Origin of the sequence: Streptomyces sp. MCA2, assembly GCF_023544705.1 — a bacterium.
In the GTDB taxonomy this organism is placed as follows: Bacteria; Actinomycetota; Actinomycetes; order Streptomycetales; family Streptomycetaceae; genus Streptomyces; species Streptomyces decoyicus.
This window is the reverse complement of the sequence record NZ_JAMJFM010000108.1, coordinates 1-6,476: the sequence shown is the minus strand read 5'-3', so window position 1 is coordinate 6,476 and position 6,476 is coordinate 1. Positions and strand designations below refer to the sequence as shown.

Sequence of the window (6,476 nt, the reverse complement as noted above, 5' to 3'; positions counted from 1 at the left end):
CGTGGGGGCGGGTGCGGCCACAGGGGCGGACACAGCCGCAGGAGCGGATGCGGCCATGGGGGGTGGGGGCGGCCATGGGGGCAAGTGCGGCCACTGAACCGAGTACGGCTCCTGGGGCGGATGCGGCCATCGGGGATCACCGGCCCGCGAGGAACGCGTCGACCTCGTCGGCCGTGGGCATCGCGGAGGAACAAGCGAGGCGGGAGGCGACGATGGCGCCGGCGGCGTTGGCGTAGCGCATCATCGGCTCCAGGTCCCAGCCCGCCAGCAGGCCGTGACAGAGCGAGCCGCCGAAGGAGTCGCCGGCACCCAGACCGTTGACGACCTCGACGGGGGTGGGCGGCACCTCGGCGGTGCGGCCGTCGCGGTGCACGGCGAGCACGCCCTTGGGGCCCTGCTTGATGACGGCGAGTTCGACGCCCATGTCCAGCAGCGCCTGGGCGCAGGCCTGGGGATCACGCAGCCCGGTGGCGACCTCGGCCTCGTCGACATTGCCGACCGCCACGGTGGCGTGCCGGAGGGCCGCCTCGTAATACGGGCGGGCGGTGGCCATCGCCGCGGCACCGCTCGCCCCGCCGTCCCCGGAGGCGCCGCCCTCGCCGCCCCAGAACATCGGCCGCCAGTCGAGGTCGAAAACGGTCGTGCCCCTCTTGGCGCGGGCCTCCAGCGCGGCGAGGGTGGCGCTGCGGCTGGGCTCCTCGCACAGCCCCGTACCGGTGATCCAGAAGATCCGGGCGGCCGCGATGGCGTCCCGGTCGAGCTCTTCGGGGCGGATGACCAGGTCGGGGGCCTTGGGGCGGCGGTAGAAGTAGAGCGGGAAGTCGTCCGGCGGGAAGATCTCGCAGAAGGTGACCGGCGTCGGATAGGCGTCGACCGGCGTCACCCAGCGGTCGTCCACGCCGAAGTCGCGCAGCGCCTGGTGGAGATAGTCGCCGAACGGGTCGCTTCCGGTACGGCTGATCACCGCGCTGCGCCTGCCGAGCCGGGCCGCGGCGACCGCGACATTGGTGGCCGAACCACCGAGGAACTTCCCGAACGTCTCGACCTGCGCCAGCGGCACACCGGTCTGCAACGGGTAGATGTCGACTCCGATGCGGCCCATGGTGATCAGGTCGTACGGCTCGGTCATGTGCGCCCCTTCGGGTCGGCCGGCACGGCAGGTTCGGCGGGTTCGGCTCCGAGGAAAGGTCTAACGGGGAGAGTCAGACCCTGTCAACAATTTGTCCTTACATACTGACGTCGACCGGCTGCCAGACCGAGACCCGAGACTCCACCCCGAACCGAAGAATCACCCCACCCACCGGCCACAAATCCACCCACTCCGCCCACCCCACCCGAAAGGTGCCCGCCTCGGGTGCGCGCCTCGGGTGCACCCGGGGCAGGCACCCGGGCGCATCTCCGGACGCACCTCAGAGCGGTCCCCGGAGCGCACCTCCGGACGCACCTCAGGACGCACCGCCGAGCGCACCTCCGTACGCACCCCACACGACAAAGTCATTAAGTCCTTATGTCAGGACGAAGTCTTGACACTCCCCGGGGCGCCAGAGAGGCTGTGCCCCACGACCCACCCCAGCGCCTCCCGGTCACCGCCGACCGGCGAGAGGAGAGCCGCAGCATGTCCGTTCCCCATGCCGCCCCGCCCGTCCTGGACCGCCTCCGCATCGGCTCCGCACCCGACTCGTGGGGAGTCTGGTTCCCCGACGACGACCAGCAGGTCCCCTGGCAGCGCTTCCTGGACGAGGTCGCCGAGGCCGGCTACGAGTGGATCGAGCTCGGCCCGTACGGCTACCTGCCCACCGACCCCGCCGTCCTGCACGACGAGATCGCCCGCCGCAGCCTGAAGGTCTCGGCAGGCACGATCTTCACCTCGCTGCACCACGGCCCGTCCGTATGGGACAAGACCTGGGCGCACGTCTCCGAGGTCGCCACCCTCACCCAGGCGATGGGCGCGGGGCACCTCGTCGTCATCCCGTCCTTCTGGCGGGACGACAAGACCGCCGAGGAGATCGAGCCGCGCGAGCTGACCACGGAGCAGTGGAAGCACCTGACCACCGGCATGGAGCGGCTCGGCAAGCGGGTCCGGGACGAGTTCGGGCTGGACATCGTCGTCCACCCGCACGCCGACACCCACATCGACACCGAGGAACACGTCGAGCGCTTCCTGCACGTCACCGACTCCGACCTGGTCAACCTCTGCCTGGACACCGGCCACTACGCCTACTGCGGCGGCGACAGCGTCAAGCTCATCCGCACCTACGGCGAGCGGATCGGCTACCTCCACCTCAAGCAGGTCGACCCGGACATCCTCGACGAGGTCGTCACCAAGGGCACCCCGTTCGGCCCGGCCGTCAAGCAGGGCGTGATGTGCGAACCGCCGCTCGGCGTGCCCGCACTGCCGCCCGTCCTCCAGGCCGCCCAGGAACTGGATGTCGATCTCTTCGCCATCGTCGAGCAGGACATGTACCCCTGCCCGCCCGACCAGCCGTTCCCGATCGCCGACCGCACCCGCCGCTTCCTGCGCTCCTGCGGCGCCTGAGCTGCCTGCGCCTCATGCGCGACCCCATGCGCACCCCGTCCGCGCGCGCCTCAGGCGCGCCACGTCTGCGCGCGCCTCGACACGCGGGGCGGCATGCGGCACGCGGGGGCGGTACGCGTGCGCCTCGATCCGCGGTCCCGGCATGGCTGCGCCTCGGCGCGCGGGCGCAGGTGCATACACCTCGGCGTACGCGCTCGCGCGCGTGCACCTCGCGGACGTGCGTCGCGTATGGCGTGCACCTCGCAGCCTGCGTCGTGCAGGCGTGCGTCGCGATAGAAGTGCACGCGTTGATGGGCGCGCCTCGTGGGATGCCTTGATGCGTGCGTCTTGTGCGTGTATGGCTCGCATGCGTATGCCTCACGACGCCTCCTCACACCCCGGCAACGATTACGGAGAGTAATCAGTTCCCAGGGTACATCACACTCTGTAGCACGTAAGGACTTGAGGACGACATGACTTCGCACGAAACGCTCGGTGTGCTCGGCGTGGCGGTCATCGGCACCGGCCGGATGGGCGCCGACCATGTGCGCCGGATCAACGAGGTGATCAGCGGCGCCCGGGTGGCCGCGGTGGTCGACATCGATGCGGCCCGCATCAAGGACCTCGCCGACGGCATCGAAGGGTGCACCGCGTACACCGACCCGGCCGCCGCCATGGACGACCCCGAGGTGGACGCCGTACTGATCGCCTCCCCGGGCCCCGCGCACGAGGCGACCCTGCTGGATGCCTTCGCGCGCGACCTGCCCGTGCTGTGCGAGAAGCCGCTGACGCCGGACGCCGCCTCCGCGCTGCGTGTACTGGAGGCCGAGCAGGCGCTGGGCCACCGTCGTGTCCAGGTCGGCTTCATGCGTCGTTACGACGCGGACTACCGCACCCTCAAGTCCCTTCTGGACCAGGGCATTTACGGCCGTCCGCTGATGCTGCACAACAAGCACCGCAACGCCGACACCCCGCCCGGCTTCACCAACGCGATGATGATCAATGACTCGGTGGTGCACGAGATCGATGTGACCCGCTGGCTGCTGGAGGAGGAGATCACCGCGGTCCGCGTGCTGCGCCCGGCCCCCACCGGCAACGCCCCGGAGGGCCTCAGCGACCCGCAGCTGATCCTCTTCGAGACCGCGGGCGGCCAGGTCGTGGACACCGAAATCTTCGTCAACTGCGGCTTCGGTTACCAGGTCGGCTGTGAGGCGGTCTGCGAGGGCGGCACCGCCCGGATCGGTGACGACCACGGGGTCTTCAGCAATGCCGCGGGCCGCTGGGGCGGCGCCGTTCCCCCCGGCTTCGTGGAGCGCTTCGAGGAGGCCTACGACCGGCAGGTGCAGCGCTGGGTGAACGCCACCCGGCGCGGCGAGGTCGAGGGCCCCAGCTGCTGGGACGGCTATGCCGCGGCGGCGGTGTGCGAGGCGGGTGTGCGGGCGCAGACCACCGGCGAGCGGGTGGCCGTCGAGCTGATCGAGCGGCCCGCGCTGTATTGCTGAGGCGCGCTGTATTGCTGAGGCGCGCTGCATTGCTGAGACGCGCTGTACCTGTACCGCTGGGGCGCGGCCCGTCGGCGGATCGCGCGGTACCACCGAGGCGCGCCCGTCACCGGCCCGCGCCGTCCCGCCGAGGCTCGGTCCGTCGCCGACCTGCATTGTCCCGCCGAGGTTCGGCCCGTCACCGATCCGCGCCGTCCCGCCGAGGCACGCCCGTCACCGACCCCGCTGTCCCATCGAGGCTCGGCCCGTCACCGGCCCACCTCATCCCGCCGAACCTCAGCCCGCCGAGCCCCCGAGACAGCGCCGCTCCTGATCCACCGGAAAGCCCGCTCCACCGCAAGGCCCGCTCCACCGAAAGGCCCCGCACCATGCTTGCAGTCCTCGATGCCGCCCCGCTCCACCCCGGCCGTCCCATACCCCTGCGCCGCTCCCCCGCCCCGGCCGCCGGATCGGCCGGCAAGGCGTACCGGAGCTGAGATGGCCGCTCCGACCAGCCAGGTGGCGCCCGCCGGTCCGCGCGAGAGTGCGCGGACCCGCAGCGCCAAGCGCTTCATCGTCGGCATCGCTGCCATTGCCGCCCTCGGCGGCGCCCTTTTCGGCTACGACACCGGAGTGATCTCCGGCGCCCTCCCCTTCATGGAGGGCCACTTCGGCCTCACCTCCCTGGGCGAGGGCATCATCACCAGCGCGCTGCTGATCGGCGCGGCCTTCGGCTCGCTGATCGGCGGCCGGATGTCCGACGCGCTGGGCCGGCGCAATTCCCTGCTGTGGGCGGGCTCCGTGTTCATCGGCGGGGCGCTGGCCGTCGCGCTCTCCCCGAGTGTCCCCTTCATGACGGTGGCGCGCTTCGTTCTCGGCCTGGCCGTCGGCAGCGCCTCCGTCATCACCCCGCTCTACCTCTCCGAGATCGCACCCCCGCACATCCGCGGCCGGCTGGTCTCGTTCAACTCACTGATGATCGTCAGCGGTCAGCTGCTCGCCTATCTCATCAACGCCGTGCTGGCGCACTGGGCGGCCTGGCGCTGGATGCTGGGCCTCGCGGCACTGCCCGCCGTGGCGCTGTTCGTCGGGCTCTTCTTCCTCCCCGACACCCCGCGCTGGTACATCAGCAAGGGCCGGCCGGACGAGGCGGCCCGGGTGCTGCACCGTACGCTGCCCGCCGAGGACGTCCCCGCCGAACTGGCCCGTATCGACCGTGCCCGCGCCCTGGAGGCCGATGCCCGGCGCGGCGGCTGGCAGCAGTTGCGCACGCCGTGGATACGCCGACTGCTGCTGGTCGGCATCGGTCTGGCGGCCGTCCAGCAGATCACCGGCGTCAATGCCGTGGTCTACTTCGCGCCCAAGATCCTGGCGTCGACCGGTCTGGGGACCGGCGCCTCGATCACCGCCACCATCGCGGTCGGCGTGATCTCGGTCCTGGCCACCGCGATCGGGATGTCCCTGATCGACCGGGTGGGCCGGCGGCCCATGCTGCTCACGGGTCTGGCCGGGATGGCCGTCTCGCTCGCCCTGCTCGGCGCCTCCTTCCGCCTGCCGCACTCGACCGCCGTCAGCTTCCTCGTTCTCGGCCTGATGGTCCTCTACATGGCCTTCATGCAGGCGACCCTCAACACGGGGGTCTGGCTGCTGCTCGCCGAGATGTTCCCGCTCAAGGTGCGCGGACTGGCCATGGGCGCCGCGGTGTTCGTGATGTGGCTGGTCAACTTCGCGGTGGCGCTCACCTTCCCGCTGCTGCTCGACGCGGTCGGCGCCGGCACCACGTTCTGGTTCTTCGGCGTGATGTGTGTGCTGTCCCTGGTCTTCTGCAAGCGGTACGCACCGGAGACGAAGGGGCTGGCACTGGAGGATCTGGAGCACGAGCTCCGCAAGGCGGCGACGAGCGAGGCGTGACGGCATCGAACGGACGGTGCCGAACGGACGGCGCCGAAGGGGAGTCGGCGGGGAGCCGACGGCGGTGGGAGCGGCCATTGGCGTACGAAAAGTGATGCGGCCGTCGGCGGAACCGCGAAGCGCTCCCCCGGCGTCAGAACGGGTGGAATCACATCCAACGGGGGAAACGGTGGAATTCGTGAATGCCAACGCTCTCAGCCATGTCGTCAAGCGCACGGCCGTCCTCACCGCAACGGCGGGGCTGCTGACCGCCGGACTGCTCACCGGTCCGGCGTCCGCCGACAGTCCGGCCGGCGGCCGGCCCGGCACTCTGGCCGCCTGCGCGTACTACAACGGAAACGCCCTCACCGTCTACGGTCAGCGCGGCGACCGCGTCTCGCAGGTGCAGTGCCTGCTGGCGAACCGCCGCTATCTCCCCTGGGGAGATGTGACCGGGTACTTCGGCCCCAAGACCCGGGCCGCGGTGAAGAAGTTCCAGTCCCGGCACCATCTGACCGCCAACGGCAAGGTCGACAAGAAGACCTGGCGCGCGCTCTACGCCTGATCCGCGTCCGGCGGTCCGGCGGCTC

Annotated in this window: 5 protein-coding genes; 4 read left to right on the top strand and 1 reads right to left on the bottom strand. The window is 70.9% G+C overall.

The genetic code is table 11. From position 1 onward, the window contains the following. Positions 1-136 precede the first annotated feature (136 nt). Positions 137-1,129: a 5-dehydro-2-deoxygluconokinase gene (iolC, locus tag M8I34_RS40915; protein WP_250058138.1), complete on the bottom strand. Its 993-nt coding sequence runs from the start codon at positions 1,127-1,129 to the stop codon at positions 137-139. Between the two features lie 486 nt (positions 1,130-1,615). On the opposite strand from iolC, the gene M8I34_RS40910 reads away from it, so the two are divergent. The 4 genes from M8I34_RS40910 to M8I34_RS40895 all read left to right on the top strand — a co-directional run bounded on the left by M8I34_RS40910 (position 1,616) and on the right by M8I34_RS40895 (position 6,451). Continuing rightward, a complete protein-coding gene (locus tag M8I34_RS40910) occupies positions 1,616-2,536 on the top strand; it encodes a sugar phosphate isomerase/epimerase (RefSeq protein WP_030989556.1) in 921 nt (306 codons plus the stop codon). Positions 2,537-2,988: 452 nt separating this feature from the next. Further along, positions 2,989-4,017 carry a Gfo/Idh/MocA family protein gene (locus M8I34_RS40905; protein WP_250058137.1) on the top strand — a complete coding sequence of 343 codons (1,029 nt, stop codon included), beginning with the start codon at positions 2,989-2,991 and terminating at the stop codon, positions 4,015-4,017. Positions 4,018-4,494: 477 nt separating this feature from the next. Further along, positions 4,495-5,907 carry a sugar porter family MFS transporter gene (locus M8I34_RS40900; RefSeq protein WP_250058136.1) on the top strand — a complete coding sequence of 471 codons (1,413 nt, stop codon included), beginning with the start codon at positions 4,495-4,497 and terminating at the stop codon, positions 5,905-5,907. A 178-nt stretch (positions 5,908-6,085) separates the two neighbouring features. Further along, complete coding sequence (locus M8I34_RS40895; RefSeq protein ID WP_244414710.1) at positions 6,086-6,451, top strand: peptidoglycan-binding protein; 366 nt, start codon at positions 6,086-6,088, stop codon at positions 6,449-6,451. The last annotated feature ends 25 nt before the right edge of the window (positions 6,452-6,476 follow it).